Origin of the sequence: Pseudooceanicola nitratireducens (genome assembly GCF_900109195.1) — a bacterium.
Classification (GTDB): domain Bacteria; phylum Pseudomonadota; class Alphaproteobacteria; order Rhodobacterales; family Rhodobacteraceae; genus Pseudooceanicola; species Pseudooceanicola nitratireducens.
Map to the genome: position 1 here is coordinate 678,518 of NZ_FNZG01000001.1, position 16,127 is coordinate 694,644.

Here is a 16,127-nt window from a genome sequence, read left to right on the forward strand (position 1 = left end):
ACGGCGGGGCGGTCGGAACACCGGCCTTGCCGCCCGGAAAGATGCCGGGTGCGAGAATCGGGGTTGCGCAGCGTTTGTGTTACAAGATAACAGTATCGATACGTTATAACATAACCAGAGCGGGCTCAGCCCTGCGCGTCTGCACGACAGGCGTGCCGCCACCTGATCCGACCCCACACCCCACAAACCCGGCGCTCTTGCGACCGGGACAGGAGGACAATTGCCATGATCGATGCCATCGTCATCGGAGGGGCCTTTGCCGGCCTCAGCGCTGCGCTGCAACTGGCCCGGGCCAGCCGCTCGGTCCTTGTCGTGGATGCGGGCCAGCCCCGGAACCGGACGTCTCCTGCCGCGCATGGCGTGCCGGGCTGGGACGGTGTGCCCCCCGCCGACATCCTGGACCGGTTTCGCGCGGATCTGGCGGGCTATCCGACGGTCGGCATCCTTCGGGATCGGGTCAACGGCATCTCGGGCCGCATCGACGCGTTTCAGGTCACCCTGGATCAATCCGACCAGGTCGAGGCCCGCCGGATCATCCTGGCACACGGGGTGCGCGATATCTTGCCCGATCTGCCCGGCCTGTCGGAGGCCTGGGGGCGCACTGTCCTGCATTGCCCCTATTGCCACGGCTACGAGGTCAGAAACCGCCCGCTTGCCGTTCTCGCCGCGGGGCCGATGGTGGCCCATCAGGCCCATATGCTGCGCGCGGATTGGAGCGATGACGTCACCCTTCTGCGCAATGGAGTTGAAGGTCTGGACAAGGCGGCCCTTCAGGGTGCCGGCATCCGGGTCGATGACCGCATCCCGCAGCGCGTGGGCGGGGCTAACACCCTGAAGATTGCCTTCGTCGAGGGGCCAGACATGGATGTCGCCGCCCTTTTCGTGGCCCCGCGGGTCGATCTGTCGGACACGCCATCGGACGCCCTGGGCGTCGGGCTGGCCGACGGGCCCATGGGCCCCTACGTCCGCACAGGCCCGATGCAGCAAACCGACGTGCCCGGTGTGTTCGCCGCCGGCGACCTCGCCACGCCGATGTGGAACGTCAACTTCGCCGTCGGTGACGGAGCCCGCGCCGGTACGGGCTGCCACCAGTCGCTTCTCTTCCCCGATTTCATTCCAGCACTTGAAAAGGAGGCCGCATGACGACCGCCGCTGACCCCCGCCTTCCCGTCACCGTCCTGTCCGGTTTTCTGGGCGCGGGCAAGACGACCCTGCTGAACCGCGTCCTGAACAACCGCGACGGACGCCGCGTCGCCGTCATCGTCAATGACATGTCCGAGGTGAACATCGACGCCGACCTCGTCCGCGCGGATACCGAACTGTCACGCACGGACGAAACACTGGTCGAGATGTCGAACGGCTGCATCTGCTGCACCCTGCGCGACGACCTGCTGCAAGAGGTCCGGAAACTGGCCGGGGAAGGACGGTTTGACTATCTGCTGATCGAATCCACCGGGATATCCGAGCCGCTGCCCGTCGCCGCCACCTTCGATTTCCGGGATGAGGCGGGCGAAAGCCTGTCGGATGTCGCGCGTCTCGACACGATGGTGACGGTGGTCGATGCGGTGAACCTGCTGAACGACTATGCCAGTCACGATTTCCTGCACGACCGGGGCGAAACCATGGGAGAGGAGGACGAGCGCACGCTGGTCCACCTGCTGACCGATCAGATCGAGTTCGCCGATGTGGTCATCCTGAACAAGGTCACCGACGCTGGCCCCGAGAAGGTAGATGCGGCGCGCAAGATCATCCGCAGCCTCAACGCCGACGCCCGGATCATCGAAACGGATCGATCGGACGTTCCGGCGGATACGATCCTGAACACCGGCCTCTTCGATTTCGAACGCGCACACGAACATCCCACGTGGGCGAAAGAGCTTTACGGCTTTGCCGACCACGTGCCCGAGACCGAGGAATACGGCGTCACCTCATTCGTCTATCGCGCGCGTCAGCCGTTCGACCCGTCCAAGGTCATGGAGGTCCTGAACGGCGATCTGCCGGGCGTGATCCGTGCCAAGGGGCATTTCTGGATCGCGACCCGGCCTGACTGGGTGGCCGAGTTTTCGCTGGCCGGAGCGCTGTCTTCGGTCACGCCGCTTGGCCAGTGGTGGGCCACCGTTCCACGCGACCGGCACCCCGATCACGACGGGGCCCGGGCGTATCTTGCGCAGCACTGGCAGGAGCCCTGGGGCGACCGGCGGCAGGAGATCGTGTTCATCGGCGCGGGCATCGACTGGCCATGGCTGAAGGCCCGGCTGGATGCGGCGCTGGTGCCCGAGAACATCGCGCCCGGCCCGGATGCCCTGCCGGACCTGCCCGATCCCTTCCCGGTTTGGAGGAAGGCGGCAGCATGAGGCGCAACGTCGCCACCACCCTTCGTCGTCGCCGCAGGCCGGCCGATCCGATGCAGGCCTACGACGCATTGCCGCGTCCCCTGCGCGCCTGGATGGCGCAGGCCGCGCTGCCCTGGTCGCCCGCCTCGTGCCGCCGGATCTGGGTCAAGGCCCGGGCCGAGGGCGCAAGCCCCGACGATATTCTTGCCCGGCTGACCCGGGCCGAACAGAAAACCCTGTCCCGCGACCGGCTTTCGCTATCCGCCCCAAGCCCCGCATCCCTTGCCAATCATCAGGAATACAATCGATGAAACACACCCTGGCAGTCCTTGCCGCCGCCCTTGTCACCTCGGCCACGCCGGTGCTGGCCGACGACACGCTGGACGTTGTCGCGCAGTTCGAAATCCAGTCGGCCGAGCCCTCGACCTCGGGCTATATCTTCACGCGCATGGGCGTGGCCGAGACGCTGACCAATGCCGATCCCGCCGGCGTGCTGGTGCCGGGCCTTGCCACCGACTGGGCCGCGTCCGAGGACGGTCTGACCTGGACCTTCACCCTGCGCGACGGCGGCCTGTTCCACGACGGCACCGCAGTGACACCCGATGCGGTTGCAAACGCCCTGACCATCGCGCGCGGCAAGCCCGGTCCGCTGGCCAAGACGCCTGTGACCGCGATCGAAGCCGGCGAGGGGGCCGTTGTCATCACCCTGTCCGAACCCTTTGCCGCGCTGCCGGCCTACCTTGCCCACTACAGCGCACAGATCCTGGCCCCCGCCGCCTATGGAGCGGATGGCGCAGGGGTTCAGGTCATCGGCACCGGGCCTTACCGGATCACCGATCTGGCCCCGCCGCTGCGTCTGAAGGCTGAAGCCTTCGCCGACTATTGGGGCAACGCGCCGCATGTGCCGAACGTCAGCTATGCCGCCGTCAGCCGGGTCGAGACCCGTGCGCTGATGGCCGAATCCGGTGAGGCGGATTTTGTCTTTGGCCTCGACCCGGCCTCGGTCGCGCGTCTGGATATGTCGGACGCGGCCACCGTGCATTCCGTCGCCATTCCGCGCACGCTGCTGATGAAGGTGAACGCCAGCCATCCCGCCCTGTCCGAGCCCGAGGCCCGGCAGGCCCTGTCGCTGTCCATCGACCGCGAGGGCATCGCCAAGGCCGTCCTGCGCTATCCCGAAGGCGCAACGCAGCTGTTTCCGCCATCGGTTGGGGACTGGCATGACGCGAACCTGGCCCCGCTGGCCTACGACCCCGAGGCCGCCAGGGCGCTGCTGGCCGATCTGGGCTGGACCGCAGGCAGCGACGGCATCCTCACCCGGGATGGCGAACGCTTTGCCCTGACCCTGACCACCTATCCCGACCGCCCCGAACTGCCGCTGGTGGCATCTGTGCTGGAACAGCAGTTCCGCGCCATCGGGGTGGAGCTGACGATCAACACCACCAATTCCTCCGAAATCAGCTCGGGCCATCAGGACGGATCGCTCGACCTGGGTCTGATCGCGCGGAACTTTGGCCTGATCCCGACCCCCGTCGGCACGGTGCTGTCCGACTATGCGCCGACCGGCGACTGGGGTGCCATGGGCTGGCAGAATGACGAGATCATCGCATTGGCCCGCAGCGTCGGTCGCGGCGACGGTGGTCTCGAGGCCCAGAAACGCATCGCCGAGATCCTGCAAACCGAACTGCCGATCATCCCGATTGCCTGGTATCGCCAGACGCTGGCCGTGGCCAAGGGCGTCGAAGGCGCGGTGATCGACCCGTGGGAACGGACCTTCGGCCTGCAAGATCTGAAGCTCGCACAATGAACACGTTGATGACACGGGCCATTCAGGCCCTGATGGTGGCGGTCCTGATCGGGGCCGCCACGTTTGCCATGATGCGCGCCCTGCCAGGCGATGCGGCCTATCGGATCGCCGCCGGGCGCTATGGCTACGACAATGTCGACACCGCGGCCGCCGATGCGGTGCGCGATGAACTGGGGCTGGGCGGTCCGGCGCTGCCCGCTTTCCTGGGCTGGCTGGGCGATCTGTTGCGGCTGGATTTCGGCACGTCGCTGGTCACCGGCCAGCCGGTGATTGAAGAGATCGGGCATCAGCTGGGCGCGTCGATGGCGCTGGCCGGGGTCGCGGTGCTATTGTCGCTGATCCTTGGGCCGCCCCTGGGTATCCTTGCCGGGTTGCGACCCGGAGGCGTGCTTGACCGCGTGCTTCTGGTTGTCTCGACGGGGCTGAAGGCGGTGCCGCAGTTCCTGATGGCGCTGATCCTCATCCTGATCCTGTCGGTGCAGTTCCGCCTGCTGCCCGCCGCCGGGCATGGCGAGGCGCGGCACTTCATCCTGCCCGCCCTGGCGCTGGCGCTTGGGCTGGCCGCCGTCAACGCAAGGATCGCGCGGGACGCCATGGCGCGGATCGGCGCGATGCCCTTCTACAGCTTTGCCCAATGGATGGGGCTTAGCCCGCGTCAGACGCTGTGGCGGCACGGGCTGCGCAATGTCTCGGTCCCGCTGCTGACCTATCTCGGGCTGCAATTCGTCACGCTTGTCGAGGGCGTCGTGGTGGTCGAGGCCGTCTTTGGCTGGCCCGGCATCGGTCATGCGCTGGTGCACGCGATCTTCTCGCGCGATGTGCCGATGGTGCAGGGCACGGCGCTGTGCCTGGGGCTAAGCTTTGTGCTGATCAACACTCTCATCGACCTTGTCACGCAGCGCATCGATCCAAGGAGGGCCGCATGACCGACGTCGTGATGATCCCGCGCCCCGCGGGCCATGCCACACGCTGCACGGGGGGCGTTCTGGTCGCCGCCGTGCTGATCTTTTCCCTGATCGGGCCACTTGCCGTGCCGGGCGATCCCTTTGCGCAATCGCTGATGAAGGCGCTGTCGGGGGCTGAACCGGGGGCGCCGCTTGGCTATGACCACCTTGGCCGGTCGATCTTTCACCGGCTGGCCCATGCCCTGCGCCTGTCGCCCGCCATCGCCATCGCGGCGGTGCTGACCGCCGGGCTTGGCGGGCTGGTCCTGGGCACCTGGGCGGCGGCGCGTGGCGGCTGGACCGACCGCATCCTGACCACTCTGGCAGACGCATTGCTGGCGCTGCCGGGGCTGCTGCTTGTGCTGATCGTGCTGGCCATCGTGCCCGGCACGGCGCTTGGCTTCTGGGCCGGACTGTCGCTGGTGCTGTGGGTCGAGTTCTTCCGCCTGAGCCGTGCGGCAACGCATGAAGTCCTGGCATCGCCCGCCGTGCAGGCAACGCGGCTGCTGGGCTTCGGACCTACCTACGTCTTCCGCACCCACATCTGGCCGGAAATCGCGCCCATGATGCTGACGGCCGCCGCCTTCGGCACCGCAACCGCGATCATGGTCATCGCCGCGCTTGGCTTCGTGCATGTGGGTATGCGGGCTCCGACACCGGAACTGGGCCTGATGATGGTCGAACTGCTGCCCTACTGGCGCGAGGCGCCGATGGCGCTGCTGTCGCCCGTGATCGCCACCTTCGCCCTGCTTCTGGGCCTGACCCTATTGGCGGGGAGCCGCGAGACATGAGCCTTCTGAAAGCCGAAGATATCACCGTATCGCAGGGTGGCACGCCGATCCTGCACCCCGTATCGCTGCATCTGGAACCCGGAGAGCCGCTGGTCATCCTGGGCGAAACCGGGTCTGGGAAATCGCTTCTGGCGCAGGCCATCATGGGCACCCTGCCGCGCGACCTGACGGCGCGGGGCAGGGTGGCTTTGGGCGATCACCTGTTGGATGCGGCTCGGCCGGGTGGCTTCCGGCCACTCTGGGGGCGTCAGATCGCAGTCCTCCCGCAGGAGCCCTGGCTTTCGCTCGATCCGCTGATGCGGGCCGAACGGCAGGTCACCGAGGCGCATCATCTGGTGCGTGGTCTGGGGGCGGCTGAGGCGCAGGCACAGGCGGCCAGCGACCTGAACCACCTTGGCCTGACCGGGGCAGGGCAGCGCTATCCGCACGAGCTCTCGGGAGGCATGGCGCAGCGCGTGGCCATTGCCGCCGCGCGGGCCGGGGGCGCGCGGATCGTCATCGCCGATGAACCTACCAAGGGGCTGGACGCCGCGCGGCGGGATGAGGTGGCCGACCTGCTGCTTGCCGAACTGGCGCGGGGTGGCGGGCTGCTTGTCATCACCCATGATCTGGCGCTGGCGCGGCGTATTGGCGGGCAGATGATCGTCCTGCGCGAAGGCCGCGTGGTTGAGGCCGGCGCGACCGCCTCCGTGATGAGCGCGCCGACGCAGGCCTATACCCGCGACCTGATCGCGGCCGATCCGGAAAACTGGGCCCCGCGAAAACCGGCGGCGGCGGGGCTGCCCATACTGACCGCGACGGGCCTGGCGGCCGAGCGGGGTGGAACGCGCCTGTTCTCGGACCTGTCCTTTGACCTGACCGAGGGTCGCATCCTGGGCATCACCGGACCGTCCGGCTGTGGCAAGTCCACGCTTGGCGACGTGGTGCTGGGGCTGACCGGTGCTTCCGCGGGGCGTGTGGAGAAGGCCGCAGGTCTGACCGCCACGGCATTCCAGAAGCTCTATCAGGATCCGGTCGCGGCCTTTCCCCGCCACCAGACCCTTGGCCGCACGCTTGCCGACGTCGCCCGCCGCCACGGCCAGCCCGAGACCCGGATCGACACGCTGATGCCGCGCCTTGGGCTGGCCCCTGCGCTGCTGACCCGCAGACCCGGCGCCGTGTCGGGCGGAGAGTTGCAACGTCTGGCCCTGCTGCGCCTTCTGCTGGTCCGGCCCAAGGTCATCTTTGCGGATGAACCGACCTCTCGCCTCGATCCGATCACGCAGAAACAGGTGATCGACCTGCTTTGCGAAACCGCCACGGCCGAGGGCTGCGCCATCATGCTGGTCAGCCACGACCCGGCGCTGGTGGCGCGGACGGCGGACCATGTCCTGTCGCTAGGACCGGCTGCGGCAAACGCGGATGTGACCGCCCCGCGTGTCGTCGGGGCGTTGCAATGACGCCGACACTTCTTCAACACTCATCTTCAAAAGGACCTACCATGAAACCGATCCTCCTGACGCTTGCCGCCGCGACCCTTGCCCTTCCTGCCGTTGCGCAGGACAGCCGTGAAATGGAGGCCCATGTGCATGGCGTGTCCAAGGCGGAAATCGCTGTCGAACACGGCGTGGTCGAAATCAACATCCACGCACCGGGCATGGACATCGTGGGCTTCGAATACGCGGCGGCGACCGCAAAGGACAAGGACGCCGTCGAGGCCGCCATCCGCACCTTCCTGTCGCCCGATAACGTGGTGACCCTGCCGAAGGCCGCGGGCTGTCGCCTGACGGAAGTGCTGGCACATCTGCATGGCGGCGATCATGACCACGATGACGCGCATATGGAGGGGGATCACGAAAAGCATGACCACGAAGAGCACGCCGGGGAAGGGCATGACCACGATCACGATCATGCCGAAGACCATGCCAAGGATGACCACGACCACGATGGGCATGACGATCACGCCGACGACGCCCAGCACAGCGAATTCCACGTCAGCTATGCCTTCGCCTGCGAGGACGAAGACGCGCTGACCACGATTGTCTTCCCGTTCTTCGACCGGTTCGGAAACGCGCAGGAGATCGAGGCGCAATTCGTCACCGAAACCGGTGCCGGTCAGGCCGAGGTCACCCGTGATGCCCCCGAGCTGACGCTGGAGTGATCCTGACATGACGGCAAGCCCGGCCCTGACTCTTAGCGACGTCCGCTTCCGCTGGCCGGGGCGGGCGTCCTTCGGTCTGTCGGTGCCGGGGTTCCGGATGGAGCAGGGCGAGAGCGTCCTGCTTCTGGGCGAAAGCGGGTCGGGGAAATCGACCCTGCTGTCGCTGATCTGCGGGATCGTCACCGCCGATACCGGGCTGGTCGCGGTCGGCGGCACCGACCTCTCGACCCTGCGCGCCGGGGCGCGGGATCGGTTTCGCGCCGAACGGATCGGCGTGATCTTCCAGCAGTTCAACCTGCTGCCCTATGCCAGCGTGTCGGACAACATCCTGCTGCCGCTGCGCTTTGCGCCCGAACGACGCAAGCGTGCGGTGCGGGACGAGGCCGCAACCCTATGCGCGGCGCTCGGCCTGCCCGAGGGGATCACCGGCATGACCGCCGGGCGTCTGTCGGTCGGTCAGCAGCAGCGGGTCGCCGTGGCCCGCGCCCTGATCGGGCAACCGCCGCTGATCGTCGCGGATGAACCGACCTCGGCCCTGGATGCGGCGACGCAGGACACGTTCCTTGGCCTGCTTTTTGACCGGATCGCCGCGACAGGATCGTCCCTGCTGATGGTCAGCCATGACGAGAGGCTGGGTGCCCGGTTTGATCGTGTCGTGCATCTGTCCGACATCGCAAAGACTGAAAGGCTGGCCGCATGATCCTGCGCCTTGCCTATCGCTCGCTGCTGGCGCGGGCGCTGACCGTGGGGATGACGATCCTTGCCATCGCCCTGTCCGTCGCGCTGTTCCTTGGCGTTGAAAAGGTGCGCACCGGCGCGCGGGCCAGCTTTGCCGACACGATTTCGGGCACCGACCTGATCGTCGGGGCGCGGTCGGGGTCGGTTCAGCTTTTGCTTTATTCCGTGTTTCGGATCGGCAACGCCACGAACAACGTGACATAGGAAAGCTATCAGGACATCGCCGCCCGGCCCGAGGTCGACTGGATCGTCCCGATCTCGCTTGGGGACAGCCACCGGCAGTTCCGGGTGATGGGCACGACGCAGGCCTTTTTCGACCACTACAAGTATCGCGGCGGTCGGTCGCTTGTCGTAGGCCAGGGGCAGGGGCTGGATGACCTATACGATACGGTCATCGGGGCCGAGGTCGCGGCGACGCTTGGCTATAACGTCGGCGATCCGATCGTCGTGTCCCATGGGCTGGCCAGCTTCACCGAACACGACGATCAGCCCTTCCGCGTGGCCGGGATCATCGAGCGCACCGGCACCCCGGTCGATCGCACCGTGATCGTCAGCCTTGAGGCGATCGAGGCGATCCATGTCGACTGGAAATCCGGCGCACAGATCCCCGGTCAGACCACGCCGGTCGACCGGATCCGGCAGATGGACCTGACGCCCTCGGCGGTGACGGCCGCGCTGGTTGGGGTGAAATCGCGCCTCCAGATCTTCGGCCTGCAACGGTCGATCAACGACTACCCCGAAGAACCGCTTCTGGCGATCCTGCCAGGCGTCGCGCTTCAGGAGCTTTGGCAGATCGTCGGCGTGGCCGAAACCGCGCTGATCGGGGTCTCGGCCATGGTGGTGGTCACAGCGCTTCTGGGGATGATGGCGATGATCTTCTCGTCCCTGAACGAACGGCGGCGGGAAATGGCGATCTGGCGGGCAATGGGCGCGCGGCCCGCGACGATCCTGGGCCTGCTGGTACTGGAAGCAGCGCTGATGGCGGCCATCGGCGCGGTGCTTGGGCTGGCGCAGCTTTATGCCGGTCTGGCGATCGCACAGCCGCTGGTCGACAGCGCCTTCGGCCTCTGGCTGCCGATCGAGGCGCCGACAGCTGGGGAGCTGAGCGTTCTCGCAGGTGTGATCGCCGCGGCGGCGGTGGCGAGCCTTCTGCCCGCCCTCAGGGCCTATCGCCTGTCGCTTGCCGATGGCATGATGGTGAGGATATGACCCCGCATCCGTCCAGACGCGCCTTCATGGCCTTCGCTGCCGCGACCCTCGTTCCAAGCGCAATGCCGGGGCGCGCTCTGGCCAGTCCGTACCGCGAAATCACCTGGCAGGATCTGATCCCAAAGGGCGTACCCTACGGAGAGATTATCGGCCCCGGCCAGATCGACGCGGTGAATGACACCTGGGTTCCGGAATACGACGACAACGCCAGCAAGGTGAACACCCGGCTGGACGGCAAACCTGTGAAGCTGCCGGGCTACATCATCCCGTTTGATGTGACATCCGACGGCGTGACCAGCTTCATGTTGGTGCCTTATGTCGGAGCCTGCATCCACACGCCGCCGCCACCCCCCAATCAGCTGGTCTTCGTGACCACCGAAAAACCCTGGCCAAGCGAGTCCATGTGGGATGCTGTCTGGGTCTCGGGGCGGCTGTCGGCCAAGTCGATGTCGACGCAGATCGCGGACGTGGGCTATCAGATCGCCGCCGAAAAGATCGAGGTCTACAAATGGGACTGATCCGACCTGACCGCCGTGCCGTCCTGTTGGGCCTGGCTGCAACCGGGCTGGCAGGTCGCGCCAGTGCCGAGGATGTGACCGACCTGGATTGGCGGGACCTTTTGCCCGCAGACGACCAGTCCCTGCCCGGCAGTCTTGCCGGCCTTTTGCCGCACGATGAAAGCAGCCTGGCCGCGCGGCAGCCGATGTCGACCGGGATGCGCACCGACTGGAACGGTCAGATCGTCCGGCTGTCCGGGTTCATCGTTCCGATCGACTACAAGGGAACTGGCGTGACGGCCTTCATCCTTGTGCCCTACGTCGGCGCCTGCGTGCACGTCCCGCCGCCTCCGGCGAACCAGCTGGTCTTTGTCACAACGGGCACGCCCTATGAAAGCGCGGGCCTGTTCGAGGCGGTGACCGTGACCGGCATGTTCGGTACGGCCTCTACCTCGACCCAATTGGCCGAGATCGGATATGCGCTTTCGGCCGAGGATATCCGGCCTTACCGCGCGTAGCGCTCTGCCCCAAGCTTTCTGTCCGGCGCGGCCGAATGTGCGCAAAGGTCAAAGCGCGGTCATTCGCTGCGCAGCGCCAGATCGTCAGTTTCGGGCACCCGCCCATCTGAGCTTTGGCTGTATCGGCCTGAAATTACACACTCCACAGCGCGCCGGGTCATCTATGACAAAAAAAATCGTGGCGTTTTGAAACTTTCCACCCGGATCGACCCGTGTCTCCTGTATCGCAAGGCAAAGACGTCTTGCTTCACAAGGGAGACTGACCATGACCTTCAAGACACTTTTTGCCGCTTCCACCGCAGCTATCGCTTTGGCCACGGCGACTTTTGCCGCCAACCCGACCGTCGGCGGTGCGCCCATGCTGGAAGAGCGCAACATCATCGAAAATGCCGTGAACTCGCCCATCCACACCACGCTGGTTGCCGCCGTGCAGGCCGCAGAGCTGGTGGAAACGCTGCAGGGCGAGGGCCCGTTCACGGTGTTCGCGCCGGTCAACGACGCCTTTGCCGCCCTGCCGGCTGGAACGGTTGAAACCTTGCTGAAGCCCGAGAATAAGGCGATGCTGCAAAAGGTGCTGACTGCACATGTCGTTGCGGGGGATTGGTCGGCGGCTGATATCATTGCTGCGACCAAGAAAAGCCGCGACGGTTTCTACCATTTCAATGCCGTCTCAGGCGACGCTCTCTCGGCCAAGGTCGTGAAGGGCAACGTCTATATCTTCGACGAAAGCGGCAATGCCGCCAAGGTGACGGTGGCCGATGTGGATCAGTCGAACGGCGTGATCCACGTGGTCAATTCGGTCCTTGTGCCCAAGTAACGTTTGCACAGGTTGACCAGCGCTCTCTCCGCCCCGGCGGAGAGAGCATCATCACAGCTACAGGAGGTCCCATGAAACGCCGATCAATGATGGCCGGACTGCTTGCCTGCACCGCATTCCCGCTTCGGGCCGCCGAAGGCCCGTTCGAGGTGACGCGCAGCCGCGCGGAATGGCGTGCGATGCTCTCGGATGCCGAATACAAGGTCCTGCGTGAAGAGGGGACGGAACGTGCCTATTCCAGCCCGCTGGACAAGGAAAAACGCGCCGGCACCTATCACTGCAAGGGCTGCGAGTTGCCGCTTTATAGCTCGAAGCACAAGTATGACAGCGGCACCGGTTGGCCCAGCTTCTGGCAAAGCCTGCCGAACGCGGTCGGGACCAAAGCGGACAACAGCCTTTTCGCCACCCGGACCGAGGTGCACTGCCGCCGCTGTGGCTCGCATTTGGGGCACATCTTCGACGACGGACCGCAGCCGACCGGAAAACGGCATTGCCTCAACGGTATCAGTCTGGTCTTTCGGACCTGAACAAGGCGCCTGGCCGGACAGCGGCCATTCGCTGCGTGCTTGGCGAGCGTTGGCTTCGGCAGATGAGAGTTGCGAGGCGTCACCCCCTTGCGCACAGGCAGTTTGCGGGAAGCCTTCATCTCTTTGAGCGACAGGTCGGAGCGGATACTGGTCACGCCAGGCAAGCATCGCAGTGTGCCGTTGACGATGGTGCCAAAGTCGCCCAGATCGCGTGCAACTACGGGTAGCGGGAAACGCCCTCGCCAATTGTGTCGAGGCAGGCAAAAATCTTGAACGTCGCCTTGCTTGTGCGTTGGAATTCGGCTGTGGCCGTCTGATCAGGCTCTGAGCAGTTTGATTGACCGAAGGCTATGACCCCGAGACCCAAATTTCTACGATTGAGCCGGGCCTGATACCCCCCAATACCGCCAGCCCTTTCCGGTTTCCCGGGCCGCCGCCGATACGGTGTCTCTCTCACCTTCAGGCGCTCGGCGCATTTCGCGTTGGTCATACGCCCGTCGCGTTGATGCAGTGAAAGAATACGGGCGTCACCTGTGACGATACCGAAGACGGAGAGAGTCTTCGCAGCATCGTTGCAGGTGGCGGTGGCTGCTCAAAATTCTCACTTGAGGCGGCGGAAATGCCGTTCCGATCTTCAGCACACCGGGCGCAACAAGGAATTCCCGGCCTCAACAAAGTCTACCATTGGGTGGACAGGGCGATCCAGATGCCTGCAAACATCAGCGCCCCGCCGATGTTCACCCATTTGTGCCAGACGGCATACCGGTAAGGCATGGATTTCCGGGCGTAGAACACCGTTCCGACAACATAGGCGGCGGACCCGGCCAGGATGCACCACAATGTCGCAACAGGCAGGTGGGTCAGGTCCGGCAGGGCGCTCAGCCCGATGGCACCCAGCCCAAGGTAGGATGCCGTTGACCAGCGTGATTTCACCGTCTCGTTCGTGATCTTGTTCCGGACCGCCAGGACCGTCAGCCCCCAGCAGATCCACAGCAGGGCCATGGTCCATGTCGTGCCTGCCAAAACGAAAAACGGTGTGAACGTGCCCGAAATGCTGGGGTAGATCGCGGCGTGATCAATGCGCCGCAACAGTTTGCGACGGTGGTGCCAGGTGGAAAAGTGATAGGCGAGGGATGCCAGGTTGGAGGCCAGCGCGCAAAGCACGTAGACCAGGACGGCAAGAACCAGCATGGGGTCGAGGCCGAGGATCGACTTGTAAACAAGCAATCCTCCGGCCGTCAGGATCGCCACAAATCCGATTGCATGGACGGCAAGGTCGGCATGGCGGTGCGAATGGACCGGGCTTGGAAATGTCGTGTCTGTCATCTTGGTTCCGGGGCAGAGTTTGACATGCGCTACACCCGGTCGCGCGGAATATCCATTGTTTCGACGCGTCACATCCTGGGGCTGAGACAGTTGACCGCGCTGTTCTGCGGGTTTGTCAGAACCTTTCTGCGCCCCGCCGTCTTGCGGGGCACGTGCACGTTAACAAAGCCCTGGGCAAGAGAGCAGTGACTTGGTTCCTTGACCCTGCAACCGGTGGGCAGGGCCCAGCTTGGCTGAAGGGCGGGGGCGTTGTCGAGGTCACCAAGGAAGTTGCAACCGGGCGCGCAGGTGCACGAAGGCGACAAGGCGTCAGCTGCGGAATGCCCCGCGCCTGGTCCAGTCGTTGGTGAAAAGCGGGCGGGCAGCGCACATGCCTGTGCTGCGCCCGCCTTGCCAGAGAGGCCACCGCGGACACAGCACCTTACATGGGGGCCACCAGCCGCAGCGCGTCGTAGATCGCGGCATGCGTGTTCCGCGCCGATACCGCATCGCCGATGCGGAACAGCTGGAACCTGCCTTCGGGATTGCGAACCAGGGTCTGGGGGCGGATGTCGATGAACGCCGCCTGGTCGATCGCGCCGCCGTTCAGGGACGAAGGCCGCAGGTCATGATACAGGTCATCCAGCGGCATCGTGCCATAGTTCACGACGATCTGGTCATAATCCGCCTGAGTCAGCCGGTCCGAATAGTCGGTCCCAATCAGGGCGCGCAGGCGGTTGCCCTCTTTCTGCACGCCGCGCAGGCGTCGGGTGACGGTAAAGGTGACCTCATCGCGTTGCAGGCTGCGCATGTAGGGCACCAGGTTCATCGCCATGACCTCGGGCGCGAAGGTGCGGTCGGGGGTCATGATCTCGACGGTGCAGCCGGCGGCCACGGCCATCTCGGCGGCCTGCAGCCCGCTGTGATCGCCCGCCTCGTCGTAGATCAGCAGGGATCCGGCGGGTTTCACGTCACCCGACAGAATATCCCAGGCCGAAACGACGTGATCGGGCGTGTCGCCTTCGTACAGCGTGGTGTTGGCCATGCCGCCGGTCGCGATGATGACGACATCGGGGTTTTCGGCCAGTACGTCCGCTTCCTCGGCATAGAGGTTATAGCGCAGGTCGACGCCGGCGGCTTCGCATTGCGCGACCCGCCAGTCGATGATCTGCATCATCTCGGCCCGGCGTTTCGAACGCGCGGTCAGAAGGATCTGGCCGCCGGCGCGGTTGGCGGCCTCGAAGAGGGTAACGTCATGGCCGCGCGCCCCCGCGACGCGGGCGGCCTCGAGCCCGGCGGGGCCGGCCCCGACCACGACGAACTTGCGGCGGTCGGGCGCGGGGGTGATGGCGTGGGGCAGCGCAAGTTCCCGGCCCGTGGCGGGGTTGTGGATGCACAGCGCCTCGCCCCCCTGGTAGATCCGGTCCAGGCAGTAATTGGCCCCCACGCAGGGGCGGATGTCGTGTTCGCGGCCCTGCTGGATCTTTTGCACGATATGGGGGTCCGCCATATGGGCGCGGGTCATGCCGACCATGTCCAGTAGCCCCGAGGCGATGGCGTGCCGCGCGGTGGCGACATCCTGGATCTTGGCGGCGTGGAAGGTCGGCATGCCGGTCGCGCGCCGGACCTCTCCGGCGAAATCCAGATGCGGGGCCGAGGGCATGCCCTGGATCGGGATCACGTCCGTCATGGCGGGATCGGTATGGATCCGGCCGCGGATGACGTTCAGGAAATCGACCTGGCCCGTGTCGCGCAGCAGCTTGGAAATCGCGATGCCTTCTTCGGCGGTGATGCCGCCGGCCTGGGTTTCATCCGCAGTATAGCGGATGCCGACGATGAATTCGGGGCCGACCCGTTTGCGCACAGCGTCCAGCACATCGGTGGTGAACCGCAGCCGGTTTTCCAGCGTATCCGCGCCGTAAGGCCCGGCCAGCTTGTTGGAGAGGGGGGACCAGAACTGGTCCATCAGGTGCCCGTAGGCCTGGATCTCGATCCCGTCCATGCCACCGGCCTGCATCCTTTCGGCGGCGGTGGCATAATCGTCGATCACCCGTTCGATATCCCAGTCTTCCATCATCTTGGGAAAGGCGCGGTGTGCCGGTTCGCGGTCCGGCCCGGCCGAGATCGACGGCAGCCAGTCGCCCTTGTTCCAGTTGGTGCGACGGCCCAGGTGCGTCAGCTGGATCATCGCCGCGCAGCCGTGTTCGTGCAGCGCATCGGTCAGCTCGCGGATCCAGGGCACGACCTCGTCCCGGTAGGCGAGGATATTGTTGAAGACCGGCGGGCTGTCGCGGCTGACGGCGGCCGAGCCCGCGGTCATGGCCAGCGCCACGCCGCCCTTTGCGCGTTCCTCGTGATAGCGGCGGTAGCGGGCCTTGGGCATCCCGTCCTCGGGGTAGGCGGGTTCGTGGCTGGTGGTCATCACCCGGTTCTTCAGCGTCAGGTGCTTGAGGGTATAGGGCTGAAGCAGCGGGTCGGTGGTGGCAAAGTCTTTCATGGCG

General features: G+C 65.6%; 15 protein-coding genes and 1 pseudogene. 14 read left to right on the forward strand and 2 right to left on the reverse strand.

Going from position 1 to position 16,127, the window contains the following annotated elements:
* The first annotated feature begins 225 nt into the window (after nucleotides 1-225).
* From BMX99_RS03190 to msrB, 14 genes and pseudogenes are all read left to right on the forward strand, one after another.
* Complete coding sequence (locus BMX99_RS03190; RefSeq protein ID WP_093447123.1) at nucleotides 226-1,143, forward strand: NAD(P)/FAD-dependent oxidoreductase; 918 nt, start codon at nucleotides 226-228, stop codon at nucleotides 1,141-1,143.
* Nucleotides 1,140-2,354 carry a GTP-binding protein gene (locus BMX99_RS03195; protein WP_093447126.1) on the forward strand — a complete coding sequence of 405 codons (1,215 nt, stop codon included), beginning with the start codon at nucleotides 1,140-1,142 and terminating at the stop codon, nucleotides 2,352-2,354. The genes BMX99_RS03190 and BMX99_RS03195 overlap by 4 nt, the downstream gene beginning before the upstream one ends.
* Complete coding sequence (locus tag BMX99_RS03200; RefSeq protein ID WP_093447129.1) at nucleotides 2,351-2,644, forward strand: DUF6525 family protein; 294 nt, start codon at nucleotides 2,351-2,353, stop codon at nucleotides 2,642-2,644. The genes BMX99_RS03195 and BMX99_RS03200 overlap by 4 nt, the downstream gene beginning before the upstream one ends.
* Entirely contained in the window at nucleotides 2,641-4,140 is a 1,500-nt protein-coding gene (locus tag BMX99_RS03205) for an ABC transporter substrate-binding protein (protein WP_093447132.1), read from the forward strand. Before BMX99_RS03200 ends, BMX99_RS03205 begins: the two co-directional genes overlap by 4 nt.
* Nucleotides 4,141-4,148: 8 nt before the next feature.
* On the forward strand, nucleotides 4,149-5,066 hold the full coding sequence (locus tag BMX99_RS03210) for an ABC transporter permease (protein ID WP_244525596.1): 918 nt from the start codon (nucleotides 4,149-4,151) through the stop codon (nucleotides 5,064-5,066).
* Nucleotides 5,063-5,875 carry an ABC transporter permease gene (locus BMX99_RS03215; RefSeq protein ID WP_212632877.1) on the forward strand — a complete coding sequence of 271 codons (813 nt, stop codon included), beginning with the start codon at nucleotides 5,063-5,065 and terminating at the stop codon, nucleotides 5,873-5,875. The genes BMX99_RS03210 and BMX99_RS03215 overlap by 4 nt, the downstream gene beginning before the upstream one ends.
* The gene (locus BMX99_RS03220) at nucleotides 5,872-7,314 is read left to right on the forward strand and encodes an ABC transporter ATP-binding protein (protein ID WP_093447137.1); all 1,443 of its coding nucleotides are present in this window, start codon (nucleotides 5,872-5,874) and stop codon (nucleotides 7,312-7,314) included. Before BMX99_RS03215 ends, BMX99_RS03220 begins: the two co-directional genes overlap by 4 nt.
* A 41-nt stretch (nucleotides 7,315-7,355) precedes the next feature.
* The gene (zrgA, locus tag BMX99_RS03225; RefSeq protein WP_093447140.1) at nucleotides 7,356-8,015 is read left to right on the forward strand and encodes a zinc uptake protein ZrgA; all 660 of its coding nucleotides are present in this window, start codon (nucleotides 7,356-7,358) and stop codon (nucleotides 8,013-8,015) included.
* Between the two features lie 7 nt (nucleotides 8,016-8,022).
* Nucleotides 8,023-8,715 carry an ABC transporter ATP-binding protein gene (locus tag BMX99_RS03230; RefSeq protein ID WP_093447143.1) on the forward strand — a complete coding sequence of 231 codons (693 nt, stop codon included), beginning with the start codon at nucleotides 8,023-8,025 and terminating at the stop codon, nucleotides 8,713-8,715.
* Nucleotides 8,712-9,962: pseudogene (locus tag BMX99_RS03235) on the forward strand (ABC transporter permease). The gene BMX99_RS03230 and the pseudogene BMX99_RS03235 overlap by 4 nt, the downstream one beginning before the upstream one ends.
* Nucleotides 9,959-10,480, forward strand: coding sequence for a DUF3299 domain-containing protein (locus tag BMX99_RS03240; protein WP_244525595.1), 522 nt, complete (start codon nucleotides 9,959-9,961; stop codon nucleotides 10,478-10,480). Before BMX99_RS03235 ends, BMX99_RS03240 begins: the two are co-directional and overlap by 4 nt.
* The gene (locus BMX99_RS03245) at nucleotides 10,471-10,977 is read left to right on the forward strand and encodes a DUF3299 domain-containing protein (RefSeq protein WP_093447146.1); all 507 of its coding nucleotides are present in this window, start codon (nucleotides 10,471-10,473) and stop codon (nucleotides 10,975-10,977) included. Before BMX99_RS03240 ends, BMX99_RS03245 begins: the two co-directional genes overlap by 10 nt.
* 265 nt (nucleotides 10,978-11,242) lie before the next feature.
* A complete protein-coding gene (locus tag BMX99_RS03250) occupies nucleotides 11,243-11,794 on the forward strand; it encodes a fasciclin domain-containing protein (RefSeq protein ID WP_093447149.1) in 552 nt (183 codons plus the stop codon).
* An 89-nt stretch (nucleotides 11,795-11,883) separates the two neighbouring features.
* On the forward strand, nucleotides 11,884-12,321 hold the full coding sequence (gene msrB, locus BMX99_RS03255) for a peptide-methionine (R)-S-oxide reductase MsrB (RefSeq protein WP_244525594.1): 438 nt from the start codon (nucleotides 11,884-11,886) through the stop codon (nucleotides 12,319-12,321).
* A 678-nt stretch (nucleotides 12,322-12,999) separates the two neighbouring features.
* Here msrB and trhA read toward each other — a convergent pair.
* Nucleotides 13,000-13,647: a PAQR family membrane homeostasis protein TrhA gene (trhA, locus tag BMX99_RS03265; protein ID WP_093447156.1), complete on the reverse strand. Its 648-nt coding sequence runs from the start codon at nucleotides 13,645-13,647 to the stop codon at nucleotides 13,000-13,002.
* Between the two features lie 421 nt (nucleotides 13,648-14,068).
* Nucleotides 14,069-16,123, reverse strand: coding sequence for an NADH:flavin oxidoreductase (locus tag BMX99_RS03270; RefSeq protein WP_093447159.1), 2,055 nt, complete (start codon nucleotides 16,121-16,123; stop codon nucleotides 14,069-14,071).
* Nucleotides 16,124-16,127 lie beyond the last annotated feature (4 nt).

Excerpts from the sequence above, each read along its gene's own strand:
- BMX99_RS03190 (WP_093447123.1), top strand. The coding sequence starts at position 226 with ATGATCGATGCCATCGTCATCGGAGGGGCCTTTGCCGGCCTCAGCGCT.
- BMX99_RS03195 (WP_093447126.1), top strand. The coding sequence starts at position 1,140 with ATGACGACCGCCGCTGACCCCCGCCTTCCCGTCACCGTCCTGTCCGGT.
- BMX99_RS03200 (WP_093447129.1), top strand. The coding sequence starts at position 2,351 with ATGAGGCGCAACGTCGCCACCACCCTTCGTCGTCGCCGCAGGCCGGCC.
- BMX99_RS03205 (WP_093447132.1), top strand. The coding sequence starts at position 2,641 with ATGAAACACACCCTGGCAGTCCTTGCCGCCGCCCTTGTCACCTCGGCC.
- BMX99_RS03210 (WP_244525596.1), top strand. The coding sequence starts at position 4,149 with ATGACACGGGCCATTCAGGCCCTGATGGTGGCGGTCCTGATCGGGGCC.
- BMX99_RS03215 (WP_212632877.1), top strand. The coding sequence starts at position 5,063 with ATGACCGACGTCGTGATGATCCCGCGCCCCGCGGGCCATGCCACACGC.
- BMX99_RS03220 (WP_093447137.1), top strand. The coding sequence starts at position 5,872 with ATGAGCCTTCTGAAAGCCGAAGATATCACCGTATCGCAGGGTGGCACG.
- zrgA (WP_093447140.1), top strand. The coding sequence starts at position 7,356 with ATGAAACCGATCCTCCTGACGCTTGCCGCCGCGACCCTTGCCCTTCCT.
- BMX99_RS03230 (WP_093447143.1), top strand. The coding sequence starts at position 8,023 with ATGACGGCAAGCCCGGCCCTGACTCTTAGCGACGTCCGCTTCCGCTGG.
- BMX99_RS03240 (WP_244525595.1), top strand. The coding sequence starts at position 9,959 with ATGACCCCGCATCCGTCCAGACGCGCCTTCATGGCCTTCGCTGCCGCG.
- BMX99_RS03245 (WP_093447146.1), top strand. The coding sequence starts at position 10,471 with ATGGGACTGATCCGACCTGACCGCCGTGCCGTCCTGTTGGGCCTGGCT.
- BMX99_RS03250 (WP_093447149.1), top strand. The coding sequence starts at position 11,243 with ATGACCTTCAAGACACTTTTTGCCGCTTCCACCGCAGCTATCGCTTTG.
- msrB (WP_244525594.1), top strand. The coding sequence starts at position 11,884 with ATGGCCGGACTGCTTGCCTGCACCGCATTCCCGCTTCGGGCCGCCGAA.
- trhA (WP_093447156.1), bottom strand. The coding sequence starts at position 13,647 with ATGACAGACACGACATTTCCAAGCCCGGTCCATTCGCACCGCCATGCC.
- BMX99_RS03270 (WP_093447159.1), bottom strand. The coding sequence starts at position 16,123 with ATGAAAGACTTTGCCACCACCGACCCGCTGCTTCAGCCCTATACCCTC.